This window comes from Bartonella sp. ML69XJBT (genome assembly GCF_028618515.1).
GTDB lineage: Bacteria > Pseudomonadota > Alphaproteobacteria > Rhizobiales > Rhizobiaceae > Bartonella.
Genome location: NZ_JAQITB010000006.1, coordinates 1 through 18,493 on the forward strand (window position 1 = coordinate 1; position 18,493 = coordinate 18,493).

14 protein-coding genes and 3 pseudogenes are annotated in these 18,493 nt (G+C 36.9%); 13 read left to right on the forward strand and 4 right to left on the reverse strand.

Annotated elements, in window-relative coordinates; all coding sequences use genetic code 11:
- Nucleotides 1–353: pseudogene (locus tag PVV68_RS03165) on the forward strand (hypothetical protein); the annotation flags it as partial.
- Between the two features lie 439 nt (nt 354–792).
- Here PVV68_RS03165 and PVV68_RS03170 read toward each other — a convergent pair.
- The 4 genes from PVV68_RS03170 to PVV68_RS03185 all read right to left on the reverse strand — a co-directional run bounded on the left by PVV68_RS03170 (nt 793) and on the right by PVV68_RS03185 (nt 5,408).
- Complete coding sequence (locus PVV68_RS03170) at nt 793–1,578, reverse strand: DUF1499 domain-containing protein (RefSeq protein WP_273720459.1); 786 nt, start codon at nt 1,576–1,578, stop codon at nt 793–795.
- Nucleotides 1,579–2,111: 533 nt separating this feature from the next.
- Nucleotides 2,112–2,651 carry a hypothetical protein gene (locus PVV68_RS03175; protein ID WP_273720461.1) on the reverse strand — a complete coding sequence of 180 codons (540 nt, stop codon included), beginning with the start codon at nt 2,649–2,651 and terminating at the stop codon, nt 2,112–2,114.
- Nucleotides 2,644–3,240 carry a DUF1214 domain-containing protein gene (locus tag PVV68_RS03180; RefSeq protein ID WP_273720462.1) on the reverse strand — a complete coding sequence of 199 codons (597 nt, stop codon included), beginning with the start codon at nt 3,238–3,240 and terminating at the stop codon, nt 2,644–2,646. The genes PVV68_RS03175 and PVV68_RS03180 overlap by 8 nt, the downstream gene beginning before the upstream one ends.
- Nucleotides 3,241–3,257: 17 nt before the next feature.
- Nucleotides 3,258–5,408 (reverse strand): transglycosylase domain-containing protein, encoded by a 2,151-nt coding sequence (locus PVV68_RS03185; protein ID WP_273720464.1) that lies wholly within the window; start codon nt 5,406–5,408, stop codon nt 3,258–3,260.
- 352 nt (nt 5,409–5,760) lie between these two features.
- On the opposite strand from PVV68_RS03185, the gene PVV68_RS03190 reads away from it, so the two are divergent.
- From PVV68_RS03190 to PVV68_RS03245, 12 genes and pseudogenes are all read left to right on the forward strand, one after another.
- Nucleotides 5,761–5,997 (forward strand): hypothetical protein, encoded by a 237-nt coding sequence (locus PVV68_RS03190; RefSeq protein ID WP_273720467.1) that lies wholly within the window; start codon nt 5,761–5,763, stop codon nt 5,995–5,997.
- An 18-nt stretch (nt 5,998–6,015) separates the two neighbouring features.
- Entirely contained in the window at nt 6,016–6,684 is a 669-nt protein-coding gene (locus PVV68_RS03195) for a response regulator transcription factor (protein WP_273720468.1), read from the forward strand.
- Nucleotides 6,681–8,096 carry a HAMP domain-containing sensor histidine kinase gene (locus tag PVV68_RS03200; protein WP_273720470.1) on the forward strand — a complete coding sequence of 472 codons (1,416 nt, stop codon included), beginning with the start codon at nt 6,681–6,683 and terminating at the stop codon, nt 8,094–8,096. The genes PVV68_RS03195 and PVV68_RS03200 overlap by 4 nt, the downstream gene beginning before the upstream one ends.
- 287 nt (nt 8,097–8,383) lie before the next feature.
- On the forward strand, nt 8,384–9,115 hold the full coding sequence (locus tag PVV68_RS03205) for a cytochrome C biogenesis protein CycH (protein ID WP_273720471.1): 732 nt from the start codon (nt 8,384–8,386) through the stop codon (nt 9,113–9,115).
- 188 nt (nt 9,116–9,303) lie between these two features.
- The gene (ccmE, locus tag PVV68_RS03210; RefSeq protein ID WP_273720473.1) at nt 9,304–9,780 is read left to right on the forward strand and encodes a cytochrome c maturation protein CcmE; all 477 of its coding nucleotides are present in this window, start codon (nt 9,304–9,306) and stop codon (nt 9,778–9,780) included.
- A gap of 7 nt (nt 9,781–9,787) precedes the next feature.
- On the forward strand, nt 9,788–11,764 hold the full coding sequence (locus tag PVV68_RS03215; protein ID WP_273782666.1) for a heme lyase CcmF/NrfE family subunit: 1,977 nt from the start codon (nt 9,788–9,790) through the stop codon (nt 11,762–11,764).
- Nucleotide 11,765: 1 nt separating this feature from the next.
- Complete coding sequence (locus PVV68_RS03220; protein ID WP_273720477.1) at nt 11,766–12,173, forward strand: cytochrome c-type biogenesis protein; 408 nt, start codon at nt 11,766–11,768, stop codon at nt 12,171–12,173.
- 238 nt (nt 12,174–12,411) lie between these two features.
- A complete protein-coding gene (locus PVV68_RS03225) occupies nt 12,412–13,929 on the forward strand; it encodes a Do family serine endopeptidase (RefSeq protein ID WP_273720479.1) in 1,518 nt (505 codons plus the stop codon).
- An 81-nt stretch (nt 13,930–14,010) separates the two neighbouring features.
- A complete protein-coding gene (locus PVV68_RS03230) occupies nt 14,011–14,697 on the forward strand; it encodes a response regulator transcription factor (protein WP_273720481.1) in 687 nt (228 codons plus the stop codon).
- A complete protein-coding gene (locus PVV68_RS03235; RefSeq protein WP_273720482.1) occupies nt 14,694–16,076 on the forward strand; it encodes a HAMP domain-containing sensor histidine kinase in 1,383 nt (460 codons plus the stop codon). Before PVV68_RS03230 ends, PVV68_RS03235 begins: the two co-directional genes overlap by 4 nt.
- A gap of 664 nt (nt 16,077–16,740) precedes the next feature.
- Nucleotides 16,741–16,821: pseudogene (locus PVV68_RS10695) on the forward strand (DUF4102 domain-containing protein); the annotation flags it as partial.
- Nucleotides 16,820–18,337 (forward strand): annotated as a pseudogene (locus tag PVV68_RS03245) (bifunctional [glutamine synthetase] adenylyltransferase/[glutamine synthetase]-adenylyl-L-tyrosine phosphorylase); the annotation flags it as partial. The pseudogenes PVV68_RS10695 and PVV68_RS03245, both read left to right, overlap by 2 nt.
- Nucleotides 18,338–18,493 lie beyond the last annotated feature (156 nt).

Genomic DNA, 18,493 nt, shown 5'->3' on the forward strand with positions numbered 1-18,493 from the left:
AAGACAAAATAGGTGCGAAAAGCAGCACAGCAATTGCAAGCCGTGGAGACTGTACTTTCTTTGTCTCTGATGATGGTTTTTATCAAATCAACAGTGTGGGTGAAATGCTCCCTATTGGCTTTGGCAAGTACAATTGGAGATTATCTCTCGACAGCAATTCATATGGAACAACCGGATCTAGTATAGGATATGCTGGTGGAACAATTATAGGAGGGATAGCAGGAACTGCAGGAATAGGTGGAGTAGGTTTTTGGGGCGGGGGCGGATTAGGACAAACGATTGGTAGTACTGCTGGTTACGGTATAGGAGGAATTGCGGGGTTAGGTGCTCAGTATAACGTGTGCTATTATTAGTTTATAAATATATCTTTGATTTTATAATAATCTTATAGACGCATTTTTTATTAATGTGTCTATAAGTGTTGATAAAATTAACTCTTAGCTAATAATTATATATTTAATTTGGATTTTTTTATGAGTGATCTTATTCGTATTATTGCAGAATTATTATCTTCTACATCTGCTTTATTTATATTTTTCTATGCAGCGTTTTTACATTATAAATATAAAGGTTATAGTAACAAAGAAATTTGGAAAAAATTTTGTTAAGCACATTTTGGTTCATTATATTCGTTATATTATTATCTATTATAGTTTTTATTTGTATACGTTATTTATATGAACAATGATTATTTATTAATCTTTATATGATAATATTTTGATATGAGTTTTATAATAATTTTTGAAAAATAAGCTGTTTTCATGAAATAAAGTAGCTTATATCTTTTGGTTGTTATCCACCATTTTGTGAGAGAGGAAGTGAGGCGATTTCTGTATCCAGTGCATCCATGAAATCGATAATAAAAGCAGCATTGGATCCTAAATCTCTTGGCAAATAACGTGAAGCAGAACGCATATCAACAAAGGTGGTATCACCTTCATTAGTTAAGCGGATCATAATGTCTGAAATAAAGCCAAGGTAAAAAGTTTTTGCCATTGTTTCAATATACAGTTCATTCTCTTCACCTTTAAACGTTCTTTGGGCCATAATAGGCCAATCATAGGCTGCTAAAACATTGAGAACAGATTCGCGAATACGATGAGGTGGTTCGTCATAACGGCGCCCGGATATTTCTGGCCATTGTGACCTCTGTAATGTTGCTTGTTCAATCAATACACTTTTGAGGGGTAAAGCATCGCTAGGACGTATTGTGCGAAAAAAAACCGGTGGTCTTTGTGTATCGGTAGAAATATCGTAAAGAGCAGGTAAGGTAAACCAAAGTACAAAAAATAACATCAATGGTGTAGCAGTTATGAGTGAATAAATGATCCCTTTTAAAGCTTTCATTCCCCCTAGGGCTCCATAGACCCATAAGCTGTAAAGTGCTTTTAAAGCAAGAAAAAGAGAAATAATCACACAGCCAGTAGAGATACCTATCAAAATTATGAAGTCGGTTACGTTAATGACGGAAAAACGTTGTAAAATGACTGAAAATAATAAAATAAAGAACGCTAATCCACCAAATCGAGGAGACCATACTGCTGCTCTTGAAACGAACCGAACATATCTCTTCTTCATGAAGTTTTTTCCCCTCAATTGTAAACTATAAGCCAAGTTTTTTCAGAGTGTATATCTTACAAAAAGCTTATGCTTATAAGAGAAAAATAAAGCACTTATTTTTGAGGTCAAGGATGCGTAATGTCTTATAAGTTTCCAGCGCTTATTTTCGCACTTCATTGAAGGTAATCAGTATTTCTTCTATAGTTTATCATGTCATTGATGCGAATTTTATGGGAATGTTTGTAAATAAAAAGAAATAAACTCAAATAGCAAGCTTACAGTCGTTAGCAGCATATTTTTTAGAACTTTACTCCTGATTTTTCTTTGCTGATTACGGGGAGTTTTTTCTGTCAGATAATGCGTATCAAATATGATATGATTATGTGCAATAGAGATTTCATTCTACCTCAATAAAAAATTTAGGGATCTACAATCAGACAAATCTGAATTCGAATATTCGATTAATAGAGAAAAAAGATAACCATTTTGATAGGCTTCATTTATTTTGTATAGAAAGTAAGGTATTGTACAAATGAGAGGTTAGTCCATTTTTATTCATAAAATATGCGGCAGGTCGCAGATGCAAGAAAAGCTTCACTTTCTTTTTTTGCTAGTGAAGAAGGGAGAAAAATACGTAAAATGACAAAACCTTCATTTAAATTTTTAGCAACTAAAACTGAACTGGCATTTTTTTTAGGTTTTGATTTTTTGAGTTCTATTATTTGTATTGGTTTTCCAATAATAAGATCGAGTGTATTATCAGGGGCTGTTTGGTCATTTAGACTGTAAAAAATAATTCCGTCTTGTGTATAAGCTGCTAGTGACCAAAATTGTCGTGTTTTCAAAGCTCTTAAATGAACAGGGCCATTTTCGAGATCAAATCTGCAGACTTTAAGAAGAAAGAGTGGATCAGCAGATTGTTGAATAGGATTATCAGGAGTAAAAGCAACAAATTGATAAGGTGAACCGGATTTTTTAAGTGCTGTCCATATATTATTTTGTGCCCAATAGGGGATCAGAAAGAGAACGCAAATATGAACGATAATAGCGCCAATGATTGCAAGAAGTGCGGTGTGAATGAATCTAATCACAGTTCATTTGTCCTGATGGAATTTGTTCTACAGATGGCATTTTAAGCTTTTGTAATGCTGTTGCAGAGATGGTTGAGGTATCGTATAAGGTAAGAATAAGCCCAAATTCTTTTTGACCAACCGTTGCAAGCCAATTTCCGGTTTGGGGTGTTTGTGAGATATGGATGCGTAATGAACCATCACGTTCATAGGTAATATTGTTGGTATAGAGTTCGAAAGGTATATCCTTGGATGAAGTGTATGGTTTGAGTGATTTGTCAGCAGTATAAAGTGTAAAGAGGCGAGCGTCAGGGATATCGCCTTTAAGTAAGTAATGGCAGTAAGGGCGTAATGGACGCCCATAGTTATCTTTCCAAATTTGAAACACAAGTCCTTCTGTGCGTCCGAGTGAAACAATGCCTTGTTTAGCGGTGCGGGCGCGGGTATAAGGATCCATATTGGCGGTTCCCATTTGTGGATAAGCACTCCATTTTCCAATTCTAAAGAGTCCAAAATGATGAAAGGAATTGAGCACATAATCGACACTCAGCGTTCCACATAAAATGGCAAAAGCGAAGATAAAAAAGGAAATGGTGATATTAAAAAACATGATAGGATATCTTGAATTCAAAGTTTTGTAGCTCCGATAAATTTCCGTTTCAAAGAGATAGCAGGTGGCTTTTTCAGAGCATTGTTAATCAGACGTACAATATCCAATGTTTCAGAGGAGAGCATATAGGGTGTTGGGGGGACAAGTTCAGGCTCATTATTAGAAGGATGTGTTGATGGTTGATAAGGGAGGAGAGAGTGTTCAACACCATAGAGCTGTTTGAGCATGATATTTTGGTGTGCAGAAAGCATAATACGGTGCCATATCATGGCAGGAACACCGCCACCAAAAGCACGATTCATTGGTGAAAAATTATCATTGCCCATCCATACAGCTCCAGTATAATTACCGGTGAAGCCAACAAACCACGCGTCGCGATAGGATTGTGATGTTCCAGTTTTCCCAGCAACAAGCGTCATGGGGAGAGCAGCACGTTTACCTGATCCTCGTGTGGTAACACCAACCATCATTTGGTTCATATAAGCTGCTGATTGGCTAGTAAGGACTCGATGTGGTTTATTGCCGTTATGTTCAAAGTCCCATATCACCCGCCCATCTATTGTCCTGATTTGCGTGAAGCCGTGGCGATTTCCAGCCATTCCTCCATTAGCAAAGACATTAAAACCGGTAGCTTGATCCATGGGAGTCATATTGGATGTACCCAAAATCATTGTTTTATGGGATAAAATATGTGCCTCAATTCCCATATTTTTGATAAGTTCTATGATGGGTTTTGTATCGCGGTTAAGATATTGATAGGTAAGATAGACAGGAACTGTATTGATGGAAAAGGCTAAAGCCGTTGCCAAATCAATTTTACCAAGATAACGACCAGAGTTATTTTTAGGTGACCAGCCTCCCCAATTGATAGGAGCATCTAAGACGATTGTTGAGGGAGACAGACCATGTTCCATTGCGAGTGCATAAATATAAGGTTTGAATGAAGAGCCAGGTTGTCTGCCGCCTTGTGTTGCTCTGTTAAATTGGCTTTTATTATAATCTACTCCTCCAACCATTGCACGTACAGCGCCGTTATTGTCGAGTATGACAGTGGCGGCTTGTGTGACACGATATTGTTGACCATATTGCTGTAAATGATATGTGATTGATTCCTCTGCTGCTTTTTGAATATTCGGATCAAGAGTGGTTTGGATAATTAAATTGTGACTTGGCAGTTGATCACGCATTTTTTGGACTTCACCAAATACCCAATCAAGAAAATAATCAGGTTGAGTATTTTTTATTTTTGGAAGTGCCTTAGCAGGATGACGATGGGCGTTGATAATTTGGCTCTCAGTCATAAAACCACTATTCACAAGATTAGCGAGTACCACATTAGCACGTGTTTGGGCAGCAAAGAGGTGACTATGAGGAGCATATTTGGTCGGGGCTTTAAAAAGCCCAGCTAACATAGCGGATTCGCTAAGGGATATATTGCTGATGTTTTTTCCAAAATAAAATTTTGCAGCAGCAGCAATACCAAAATTATTTCCTCCCATATATGCGCGATCAAGATAAAATTGCAAAATCTGTTTTTTGCTAAAGTTTGCTTCTAGCCAAAGAGCAAGATAGGCTTCTTTGATTTTGCGTGTTATGGTTCGCTCATTGGTTAAGAACAAATTTTTAGCCAGTTGTTGTGTAAGAGTTGAGCCTCCCTGAACCACGCTTTTAGCTTGCATGTTTTGTAAGATTGCTCGCGTCAATCCTTGCAAGTCAATACCCCAGTGATCAAAAAAATGACGGTCTTCGGTTGCAAGAACAGCTTTAACAACATAATCAGGCATTTCTTCAACGGGGACAAACACAGTTGGTAAAGCACCACGCTGACCGATAGGGTTTCCATAACGATCTAGAAAAAGAATAGAAAAATTTTTCGGCAAAGACCAATCTTTTTTTGTTAATTCAAAAACGGAAATACCAACAGCAGTGAAAAGAGTAAAACCAATCAATCCCAATGTGAGTGTTTCATCAAGAATTTCTACTATAAAGCGTTTCCAGCCATGCATACGCAAAGATTGTGAGATGATTTTTGCCCTATTCCAGAAAAAACGATTAGCAGAGCGGAGTCGATAAAGGGTTGTATCAAAGAGTGCATCTAATTCAATGAGTGCAGGACTATGGAATGGTTTATGATGTTTTTTTTTCTTTTTTTTAAAAAAATAAAACATTTAAAAAGAGCCTATGGCAAAGCAATGCAACAAAATAAATTGAATAATAATTATATGGAGCAAAAGCCATTTTTTGCTATAGCGCTAATTAGAAAAGTATTTATTTTAGAATAATGATTATTTATTCTCTCGTAGAGAATGTATTAAGATTTTATGATTTGTTTAAAAGTTTTGTCTATTCACTATTTTACCATTATTTAAAAGATTTTAGTTTAAAATTTTTTAAATTGTGGATACCATAATCCTATATTCTGTTATACAGAGGATCAATCATGACTCCAGTGTAATTTTTTGAATACACAAAAAGCCATTATTCACCCTATATTCATCTAAAATAGATTATGAAATACTTATGATGAAAAAACATTTCTTATTCATGATCATAGCAATTTTTGGGGGGGCAGATTTTGTTCTGGCTTCTGAGTGTGCTGAGGTTGGCAAAAAGGTTTCCACCCAAGAAAAAGGGGTATTAGTACGTTCAAAACCGGTTGTTCAGGATGGAAAAGATATGTGTGACATTGTGGTTGTTGTACCTGCGCGAAATGGTGAAAAGTTGCGCCGTATTGAAGTTTTTGTTCCCGTCGATTAGTATTTTTTAGATGTTATCATGCGTATTTTAATTGCCGAAGATGATAAAAATCTTAACCATCAATTAGCAGAAGCGGTAAAAAATGCAGGATATGTTTCAGATAGTGCTTTTGATGGTGAAGAGGCTTATTTTTTAGGGAGCACAGAGTCTTATGATGCTGTAATACTTGATATAGGATTGCCCCATATAGATGGAATTCGTGTTGTTGAAAAGTGGCGCCACGAGGGATACGCCATGCCTATCTTAATACTAACGGCGCGAGATCGTTGGTCTGATAAGGTACGTGGCATTGATGCAGGCGCTGATGATTATGTTGTGAAGCCATTTCATTTGGAAGAGGTCATGGCACGGTTGCGGGCTTTAATTCGTCGTGCAACAGGGCATGCAACGAGCACGTTATGCTGTGGTAGTGTTGTGTTAGATACCAAGACTTCTCGTGTTTTTGTTGCTGGTCAATTGATGAAATTAACATCCTATGAATTCAGACTTCTTTCATATCTCATGCATCATGGTGATAGGGTGGTTTCAAGAACCGAGATTATCGAACATCTTTATGATCAGGATTTTGACAAGGATTCGAATACAATTGAAGTTTTTGTAGGCCGCTTACGTAAGAAGCTTGGAGTAGATTTGATTGAGACTATTCGAGGAATGGGCTATCGCGTGAGAACGCTAGGTGATCAATGAATGTGTTTAAAAAGAATAACCGGTTGAAAAGGCTCTTTTTTTTCATTAGTAGATCTCTCAGTTTACGCGTTATGGTCTTATCAACATTATGGGTTGTTATTTCACTTTCATCCATTTCTGCAGTGAGTATTTTATTTTATCAGCGTTCAAGTGAACAAAATCTAGAGCGTATTCTTTCTACTCAACTTTATAGCCTCATTGCAACGGTAACGGTTTCACCAGAGGGAAATTTGAGAGGCAGTGTTGGGATTGATGATATTCGTTATTCCGATCCAACAACAGGATGGTATTGGGAAGTTGTGGCGATATCAGATAATCTAAAAGGAAGATTGACATCTCCATCCTTAGGAACAGGGAGTATATTTTCACCAAGCGATATTGATATACCTTTTGACAATAAATTCTTTCGCTCTTATTGGATAAAAGGAGAGAGTGATCAGAATCTACAAGTCATTGAAAGCGATGTTGTTCTTGATGATCAAAATCATATTGCACGTTTTCGTCTCATAGGGAATATCGATGAAGCACATGCACAAGTACAAGAATTTAAACGGACTTTACAAATTTTTCTTTGGAGCTTTGGTATAGGAAGTGTTCTTATCAATATTGCTCTTATTTTCTTTAGTTTTCAACCGTTGAAGCTTATTCGACGCGCATTGAATAATATTCGCCAAGGTAGGGTTCATTATGTAAATACAGATTTAGTCAGTGAAGTGATGCCGTTAGCACAAGAGATGAATGCTCTCATCAATAATAATCAACGTATTATTGAACGGTTTCGCACACAGGTTGGAAATCTTGCACATTCATTAAAAACGCCATTATCAGTGATGATGAATGAAGTTGATAAGATGTGTGGAGAACAGGCTCTTTTATTGAGAGAACAAACGCAAATCATGCACTCCCAAATAAATCATTATCTTCAGCGCGCGCGGATTGCAGCACAACGCGATAGTATCATTTATCATACCTCTGTTCGCAGAGTGGTTGATCGTTTGGTACGGGTGATGGAAAAGCTTAATCCTGAAAAACAGTTTCAATTTATCATGGATGCTGCTGATATTATTTTTTCTGGTGAAAAAGAAGATTTAGAGGAAATTGTAGGGAATTTGATTGAGAATGCTGCGCAGTGGTCTCGTACAAAAGTTCTGGTTTCTTGTGGTTTAGAAGAAGATCTTGAAAAAACAGAATATTTTAATATCTTCGTAGAAGATGATGGCTCTGGTTTAACAGAAGATAAAATTGATGATGCTTTAAAAAGAGGGCACCGGTTTGATGAAAGTAAGCCAGGAACAGGACTAGGGTTAGCAATTGTTTCAGATATGGCCAATGAATATGGTGGAAAGCTTTTTTTATTGCGTTCTACCTTGGGAGGATTGTGTGCGAAAGTTGTATTACCAAGACGGAGATAAATATTTTTTGCTTAAGAGGCATGTATATTGGAGTTTATAAGTGTACAGCAGTGTTTTTATATAAAAGCAAAGAGTCTTTTCAGAATTTAAAGAGTATATCTGCTTATAATAGAAGAGCAAAAATAATTTTTTTTATGTTATTGATCTCTATGAGAAAAATGAATGATAAATTTGATAATATAGTTCATGGAAAAATGAGCTTTTATTATTTTACGTCAATGTCTTTGTGAATAAGAGGGAGAGTAAATTGGCTTGTTTTTTAATTTTTGTCTTGGGTGCACAATGATATGCTCTTCTTAATTTTGATAGCATTTTTTTTCATTTTTTTAGCGAGTATTCTTTTTCTTTCGCTCCCTTCCTATGGTGCAAAAAGAGGATTAAGCGTTCAAGGCAGTAAGAGTGAAAGAAACCGTATGTATTCGGTTAAGTCTGATAAAGCTTTCGCATATTATAAGAGTAAACATATTAAGGCCTTCAGTATTTTATTTGTCTTTCTTATCACTTGGAGTATTTATGGTCTTACAGGCAATCCAGAAGTTAAGAGTTATTTTTTTAGCGAACTCATGGATAAGGATCCCAAAACACTTAGCAAGCGTGAACAACTTGTTCGCCTACAAACCCTTTTTTTTCGTACACCTCATGATGGTAAGTTAGCAGATGCATTAGCAGTAGGGTATCTTGAGGAAGGTCAATTTCAGGATGCTGTGAATGCTTATTTAGATGCGCTGCACTTGAATGGAGAAACAGCTCCAAGACTAGTTGGGTATGGGGTGGCTTTGGTTGGTTATGAAGGTGGAATAATTACGCAAGAAGCACAAAATGCTTTTCAAAAAGCAGCAGATTTAGCACCAAAAGATTTTTATCCTCGTTTATTAATTGCTGAAGCGTTGCATCAGGCCGGTAAGTCTGTACAGGCAGTGCAATCTTTACAAAATTTTCTTGATACAATGCCTAAAGATTTTACAGGACGATCACGTGTTGAAGCCATGATTATGCAATTACGGAACGCATCCAATTAGAATCTTAAGAAAGGTAATTTGAGACAGTTTAGAGGATTAAATCAGAAGAGATATTTGAAAGTAGTAAAGATCTTGGATAAAAAGTTGCGCCCGTATACAAGATATGACAAGCTTATTTCGAAAGATAAGGCATGTTAATAATCAATGTTTATACACCGTATTTATAAAAGAATTTCCGTAGACAGTTTATGAACAGTTCTCCGTTCCATACTTCTTCATTAACAGTTATTTTAAAGCAGCGGAAAAAAAATCGATTGCTGATCATTTTATCATGTTGTTTGGTGATAACAATTGCAATAAGTTTTATTATTTATGCAATGCGTCATACGGTAAGTTTTTTTAGAACACCATCTGAAATTACAAGAGAAGATATTCTATCGGGACACCCTTTGCGTTTAGGCGGTTTTGTTGAAAAGGGGACTGTTCAATACGTTGGAGAGATGGGTGTTGTTTTTTTTGTAACGGATAACACAAAACATGAAAAAGTGATTTTTAATGGTATCTTGCCAGATCTTTTTCGTGAGGGGCAGGGGATTATTGTAGAAGGATATTTTGATAAACAGGGTGTTTTTATAGGCACGCGTATTTTAGCAAAACATGATGAGACTTATATGTCAAAAGAAACAGCTGATCGCTTGAACAAGCATCACAGTGTGGAGAAGTAATTCGATTGTGCTTGTCGAACTGGGTCATATTTTTTTATCTGCTGCCTTTGCAGTAAGTTTATTAGGGGCTTTTTTACCCGCTTTAGGTTTTTTGTGGAGGGAGCGTTCACTAATACAAGCAGCTGTTTCCCTAACATATATCACTTTTACATTATTATTCTTATCGTTTTTGATTATTGTTCATGCCTACATTGTCTCTGATTTTTCTGTTTTGAATGTGGTGGAGAATTCTCATTCAGAAAAACCAATACTATATAAAATTGCTGGTGTTTGGGGAAACCATGAAGGATCCATGTTGCTATGGGTTTTAAGTCTTTCTTTTTTTAGTACATTGGTGACATTGTTTAGCCAACATTTACCTGAGCATTTTAAGGCGCTTATTCTCATATGCCAAAGTTGGATTACAAGCGCTTTTCTTTTATTTATCCTTTTTATGTCCAACCCCTTTTTACGTGTTAATCCACCGGCATTACAGGGAAAAGATCTCAATCCTCTTTTACAGGATATCGCCTTAGCAATTCATCCACCACTTCTTTATTTAGGGTATGTTGGTTTTTCACTTTGTTTTTCTTTTGCAGTGGCTGCATTGATAATAGGATATGTTGATAGATTTTGGGCGCGTTGGCTTCGTCCTTGGCTTTTACTTTCTTGGTGTTTTTTGACATTGGGTATTATGGTTGGGTCCTATTGGGCGTATTATGAGTTAGGATGGGGTGGTTATTGGTTTTGGGATCCCGTTGAAAATGTTTCATTTATGCCTTGGCTTTCAGGAACGGCTCTTTTACATTCTGCTCTTGTTCTTGAAAAACGGGAAACATTGAAAAGTTGGACTTTATTTTTGGCTATTGTTACTTTTTCCCTTTCTCTTATAGGAATTTTTCTTGTTCGCTCTGGTCTTTTAACCTCTATTCATAGTTTTGCTGTCGATCCAGCACGAGGACGAGCAATTCTTGCACTTTTATTCTTCTTCACGGGAGGTGCTTTATTTCTTTTTGCTTTGCGCGTACCTGTTTTGACAGCAGGAAGATTCTTCCAACCAATTTCACGTGAAGGTTTTATTGTTTTAAATAATTTGTTGCTCACAACGATAACAGCGACAATATTGATTGGTACACTTTATCCTTATTTGATTGAAGCATTGACGGGACAAAGAATTTCTGTAGGAGCCGCTTTTTTCAACCTGACCTGTGGGCCTTTAATGATGTTATTGTTATTATTGGTTCCATTTGGATCCATGATGACATGGAAACGGAGTGATTTTTTCGCAGTTCTTGAACGGCTTTGGTTTGTTTTTGCATTAGTTTGTATAGCTTGTTTTATCGCATTTTACACAGTTTCTTTGCACGATATTTTTGTCATTTTAGGAATTGGGCTTTCAGCTTTTGTTTTCTTAGGCAGTTTAGCAGATCTTTGGGAAAAGAGTGGACATCACAAGATCACTTTGAAGGTGCGGGTTAAGAGATTTATTGGATTACCATGGTCGGTGTTTGGTGCGGCAATGGCGCATATGGGGTTAGGCGTTACATTATTTGGTATTGTTTGTGTATCAACTTTTGGGCAAGAGCGTATTCTAACCATGCAGATAGGAGATATGGTAACGATAGCGGGTAAAACTCTTCATTTAGATGAAGTGCGCGATGGCGTTGGTCCGAATTACTCAGCAATGGAATTTTATTTTACAATATATGAAAATAACAATGCTGTGCGTAATCTAACAGCATCAAAGCGGTTTTATTCAAGTCAAAATACATCGACAACGGAAGTTGGTATTCAAAGTTATGACTTATCTCAGCTCTATATTGTGCCAGGACGTATAGAGGGGCGGGGAGTCGTTGTGCATATATGGTGGAAGCCTTACGTAATATGTGTTTGGTTAGGAGGATTGATGATGGCTATAGGTGGATGCCTTTCTTTTCTGGGATATTGGTTTCGCATGAGGGTGCATAATAGGAAACTTACTTTCAATGTTCTGAAAAGACATTAAGATGAAAAATAGATTACTTTGGATTTTAGTTTTTTTAATCGTGATTTTCTCTTTACGATTAGTCATGGCAGTAGAACCGGATGAAATTTTGAACGATACAGTGCTTGAAGCACGTGCACGAGATATTTCATCACATTTGCGCTGTCCAGTTTGCCAAAATCAATCAATTGACGATTCAGATGCTCCCCTAGCACGTGATTTACGACTTTTGATTCGAGAAAGATTAAAAATGGGGGATACGAATCAACAAGTTATTGATTTTCTTGTTGAGCGATATGGTGCGTTTATTCTCTTGAAACCGCCATTTAATAAAACAACTTTGTTTTTATGGCTGTTTCCTTTGATAATGATAATCACCATTGCAAGTGCTCTATTTTTTCGGATAAAATATCACTCCTCCAAAAAATAATGATCTTAAAGACTGAGGCATAGAAACAGTTTAAAAGACTGTTGCGTTAAAAGAGATATTTTATGCAGAGAAATTTAAGTCGTTCCAATTGGTTCTTTATCCTTATTGATAAGGATAGGTAGTTATATACTGAAACCTTACAAAACTTTAACAATTTAGACAGAAAACGGTAAGGTCTGCTATTTTATAAGGGAGCGGAATTGGGATAAAAATATGATTGAATAGGAGCATATACCAAATGGTTAAAAAAACTTTCTTTAAAACATTAGCTGCAGTAAGTTTTTCTGCTGCGTTGGAAAGTGCGTTGTTTTTTAGTGGTTGTGGATCAAGTTTGTGGACAACGACGGCTCATGCAAATTCTGTCTTTAGTTCATTAATGCAACAGCAGGGATTTGCCGATATTGTCGCTCAAGTAAAACCTGCGGTTGTAGCAGTGCAAGTAAAAAGCAATAAAAAGAAAGAAGAATGGTTCTTTAATAACTTTTTTAGTGGTCCTGGTTTTGACCAATTACCAGATCAACATCCTTTGAAGAGGTTCTTTAAAGATTTTTTTGATAACGATAAACCTAAAAATAAGTTTTCACAACGTTCAAATAGACTGCGTCCTATAGCTTTTGGATCGGGTTTTTTTATCTCTTCTGATGGTTATATTGTGACCAATGATCATGTGATTTCTGAAGGTACAAGTTATTCTGTTATTCTTGATGATGGTACAGAATTAAATGCAAAACTCGTTGGGAAAGATCCGCGAACTGATCTTGCGGTTTTGAAAGTAAATGACACAAGAAAATTTGCTTATGTTGACTTTGGTGATGATTCAAAGCTTCGCGTTGGTGACTGGGTTATTGCCATTGGTAATCCATTTGGTCTTGGTGGAACTGTGACAGCAGGTATTGTTTCGTCACGTGGACGTGATATTGGTACGAGTGCTTATGATGATTTTCTTCAGATTGATGCTGCTGTTAATAGAGGAAACTCTGGCGGTCCAACTTTTGATCTTAATGGTAAAGTTGTGGGAGTTAATACCGCGATTTTCTCTCCTTCTGGAGGAAATGTTGGGATTGCTTTTGCTATTCCGGCAACAACAGCAAAACAAGTTGTACAACAACTGATCGAAAAAGGTTCTGTCCAGCGTGGTTGGCTTGGGGTTCAGATTCAGCCTGTGACGAAGGAAATTTCCGATTCGATAGGTTTGAAGGAAGCGAAGGGTGCTTTGGTTACTGATCCATTAAAAGGACCAGCAGCAAAGGCTGGCATCAAGGCAGGTGATGTCATTCTTTCCGTGAATGGTGAAAAAATTAATGATTCTCGTGATCTAGCGAAGCGTATTGCCAATATTAAACCTGGAGAAACCATAACCTTGGGAGTCTGGAGATCTGGTAAAGAAGATAATATCAAGGTTAAACTCGCTTCGATGCCTGAAGATGAAGATAAAAAAGAGAGTGCAAAATATTCAAATGAGCGAGCTGATAGTGATTCAGATGAGACATTGGAAGATTATGGTTTGATTGTTGCTCCTTCTGATGATGGTTTAGGGTTGGTTGTAACAGATGTGGATTCGGATTCAGATGCGGCAGATAAGGGAATACGTCCTGGTGATGTGATTGTAACAGTTAATAATAAATCTGTTAAAAAGGTTTCAGATATTACCAATGCAATCAAGAATGCTCAAAAGCTAGGACGAAAAGCCATATTGCTACAAGTACGAACAAATGAGCAAAATCGTTTTGTTGCTCTTCCAATTTTCAAAAAATAACCCTTTGTTGCTAGTAGGGCAGAGGTTTTGTAGACTTCTGTCCTATAAGGCGATTTTATAAAAATAACGGAGATGCGTTTTATGAAGATACTCGTTATCGAAGATGATCGTGAGACGGGGCGTTATCTCGAAAAAGCTTTTTTGGAAGCGGGGCATTCGGTTGATGTTGCCTATGATGGGGATACTGGATACGCCTTAGCTGAAACGGAAAACTACGATGTCATGGTTATTGATCGAATGCTTTTACATCGTGATGGTCTTTCTATTATTTCTGAATTGCGTGCTAAAGGCAATGAAACACCAGTGCTCATCCTTTCGGCCTTAGGGCAAGTGGATGATCGTGTGGCGGGTTTGCGTGCAGGTGGGGATGATTATTTGACAAAGCCTTATGCTTTTTCTGAACTTCTTGCCCGTGTTGAAGTATTGCAGCGTCGGAAAAATCCTAAAGAAGCAGAAACAGTGTATTGTGTAGGCAATCTTGAGCTTGATCGGTTAGCACATACAGTAAAACGGGGTGACAGAAATATCCTCCTGCAACCACGAGAGTTTCGTCTCCTTGAATATTTGATGCGATATGCTGGTCAAGTTGTGACACGTACTATGCTTTTGGAAAATGTCTGGGATTATCATTTTGATCCGCAAACAAATGTCATTGATGTTCATATATCTCGTTTGAGAGCAAAAATTGAAAAAGATTTTGATGTCCCCCTTCTCCACACTGTGCGGGGAGCTGGTTATATGCTGAAAGCACCAGATAAAAAAATATGAATCGTCTGCTCAATATTATGCGTACAACAGCGTTAAGGCTTTCAGCACTTTATATTTTATTGTTCGGGTTGGTTGCAACAGGACTTTCTCTTTATATGACGGATTTTTCCGCTTCGTTGTTAACAGAGCAAACAGAGCAAGCCTTACATGAAGAATTAAGATATATCGAAGATTCTTATAATTATGGTGGACTTCCTTTATTAATCCGCACGATTGATTATCGTTCTCGTCAACCAGGGGCTTTTCTTTATCTTGTTGCTGATCCTATGGGGCGTATTTTAGCAGGCAATGTTGCACGTATTGAATTAGGACTTTTGAATCATAATGGCTTGATTGCCAATTCCTTTTTATATTCACGTTTTGGAGAACATGGCAAAACAAGTGAACATCGCGCTTTGGCAATTGTTTTTGATTTACCCAATGGTATGAAGGTTCTTATAGGACGAGATTTAGACGAGCCAGAACGTTTTGCGGCGGTTATTCGTAAAGCAGTTATGATTGCTCTTGTTGCAATGGTTGGAGGGGCTTTACTCATATGGTTTTTTGTTGGGAGGCGAGCATTACAAAGGATTGATCATGTCACAGCTGCCTCACAGCGTTTGATGGAGGGAGATTTCAGTGGGCGGCTACCTGTTTCTGGAGTAGGGGATGAGTTTGATCGATTATCCGCTAACCTTAATGTTATGTTAGATCGCATTGAAGAATTGAATATTGGTTTGCGTCAAGTATCTGACAATATTGCTCATGATTTAAAAACACCACTAACGCGCCTTAGAAATCGGGCTGAAGAAGCGCTTTCTGGGCAAAAGACAAAGCTTGAATATCGTCAAGCACTTGATACTGTTATTGCTGAATCAGATCAACTTATTCGTACTTTTAATGCGATTTTGATGATCTCGCGTATTGAAGCCAGCAGTGCAATTGAACATCTTGAGGTTATGAATATGAAGCTGATCCTTGAAGATGCCGTTGAACTTTATGAACCTTTTGCTGAAGAATCAGGTGTTGTGCTTCGGTTAGGGGATACATTTGATAAAGAGCTGAAATTAAATCGTGAGCTTATTGCACAATCGATTTTTAATCTTATTGATAATGCGATTAAATATGCCCCTAAAGATGGAAGGGAGGCAAAGGTTTTCTTATCGATGGAATATCGTGGGGAGCGTTTGTTGGTTGTTGTAAGCGATAATGGTCCAGGAATTGCAGCGGATAAATGTGAAAAAGTAACAGAACGCTTTGTTCGCCTTGAAGAAAGTCGTACACAGCCTGGTTTTGGTATTGGTTTAAGTATCGCAAAAGCTGTTATGAAACTTCACGGAGGTGAATTGTTACTTGAAAATGCAAATCCAGGGTTGAGGGCTGTTTTATTATTTCCTTAAAAAATATTTCTGTTTCATAATTTGATATATCGATGACTATTTTCCCCTAGAGTATAAAGCAAGAGAAAGAAGCGAAGATGTTTTTCAAGGGAATAGATGAAAAATGCTTTTTTAAAAACACAGCTTCTCCCCTTATAGACTCTTGATAACAGAGGTTTGCGATGGATGAAAGAAATTGAAGAACAAGCAAGAAAAGAAAATTGAGAGTCACTTGTTTCCTTTATTGCAGATAAGGAAAAGCAGATTAAATTTATAAGTGCGGTGATGATCTTATCATCTTTGTTATGTGAAGTTTTAATGGCCAATCCACCTGATCTGAGGTCCTTATTGATAGAGAAACAAGGCTAAACGAAATTATAGATGACATTGTGCTTATTGATAAGAGTGAAACTATACACGAAACGTCACCAATGATTGCTTTAAGGCGCAAAAGACGGGAAGCACATGTTCTCATTTCTTTAGCTGATTTAAATGTGGTGTTTACTTAATATAACATATTGATTTATAATGATAATTTAGCGTTATTCATATTGAATTAGAAGCTTGGATACAATAAGATTCTCTCATTTCAAATCTGTTTATGTTGCATCAAACAAAATCATTCGCTTGCACGTCAAAAGCGGGATCAGTATGTGGATAAAATTTGTATAAGAAAGGACTAAAAATAGCCCTTATGAACCGTCTTAATGCAAGGGCTGTCGCAACATTGGGGGCTGGCAAATATAACGATGGTGCCGGCTTGTTACGAAGCCTCGTGCGTTTGGTTGACAGGTTTGGAAGAAGCTGCATTAGGTGTAGCTCTACGTTTTCTTTTAAGTAAAGTACATGAACATGGTAAAATAAATTTGTTAAGCCGTAAGAGTGTAGAAAAAGATTGTGGCTTAATCGTTTTAGGAATGGAAAAGTTAGGGGCAGAAGAATTTAATTATTCTTCTGAGATTGATCGTATTGTTTTCATTGATGAAATGTCATCTCGTATTGAGAATCTTTCTGAGAGCATAGATTTATTTTCTAAAATGCTACGTCTATTAATCCGTATCATTGAAGAATGTGCTGGAGAAGGATATGTTTTTCCTCTCGATTTTAGGCTTCGATCAGATCTAAATTGAACTCCTTTGGCTTTACCAGTAAGGACTGTATTGTGTTGTTATGAGGGGCGTAGTCGAAATTGGGAGCGAGCAGCTATGATGAAAGCACACCCAGTTGCTGGAGATAAGAGGGTAGGGTTAATTTTCTCAAGGAGCTTTTTTCTTATGTATGGCGGAAATATTTGGATTACGCTGCTATTGCTGATATCCATTCAATTAAACGCCAAATCCATGCGTATAAAATTACAGTCAAATTGCGGCTTATGGCCATCATATACAGTTAGAAAGAGATAGTATTCGTGAGATTGAGTTTTTTGTTCAAACACACAACTCATTACAGGTGAACGTTTTCTTCAATGCCGGAGACGTCAGACAGTTTCAATGTTAACAGAATTTTGCACGTTTGATTGAAACAGGGATAAAACGAGAAGTGGCCTTATAAAAAATTACAGTTTTTCATGAAATGTGGAACACCGTATTTAGATACTTACCAATCAATAATAGCATCTTCTCTCAAAAGACGTTTCTCAATTTACCAGTGTTGCCTAATGAAGAGGTAACCAAGAGAGGAACAGTTTTATCCGCAATTTATTAAAAGCGCTTTAGGTTGTTGAAAAACATTATGTGGTGTTGTTTGAGAACGAGCAAGAACTTGGTTTTAAAATTGGCAATAAGCCCTTTAGGTTTTGAAAGAGCGAGTGATATTTTTCGTATTATGCGCATACTCCGTTTTAGGTTTTATAAAGCAACACAATAGACGCAAGTGCGTGAGAAATTGACGTAATCAACATCTGCACTTTTGAAAGCTTTTAGCGCGACAAAACGGGCGAATGAAGTGATGTTATGTTTTGACAATTTTTTACAAGAATTGCCTTTAGAAATTCAGCTTTTTAGTCTTTTACAGTCTAATCCTTCTCTTTTAGATATGTTGGTAATTATCATGGGAGCTTCTCCACGTCTTGCAGAAATTATTATATGTACATCCCATGTTTTTGATGAAATGTTAGATACAATCATTTTTTCAGAATTGCCAATAAAAACTTACTTAGAAAAAACTTGAATGTTTTCTTGAAGATATTTTTTCTTATAAAGAAATTCTCGACCACTTAAGAGTTTTTTTCTGATAAGCAACATTTTTTGATGGGTATTCGAATGTTAAACGGTACAATGACAAAGCTGAAAGAGTTTCTATGGTAAATTCATTCTATGTTTTATAGTTTATTGAGAAAGGTGAAATGCGCTTTTTAAAATTTTGTGTAAATGATATTATTTATTAGCTTTTCCATTGAATGCGTATTGTGGCACGAGAGTGCTTATTCACCTAGAACG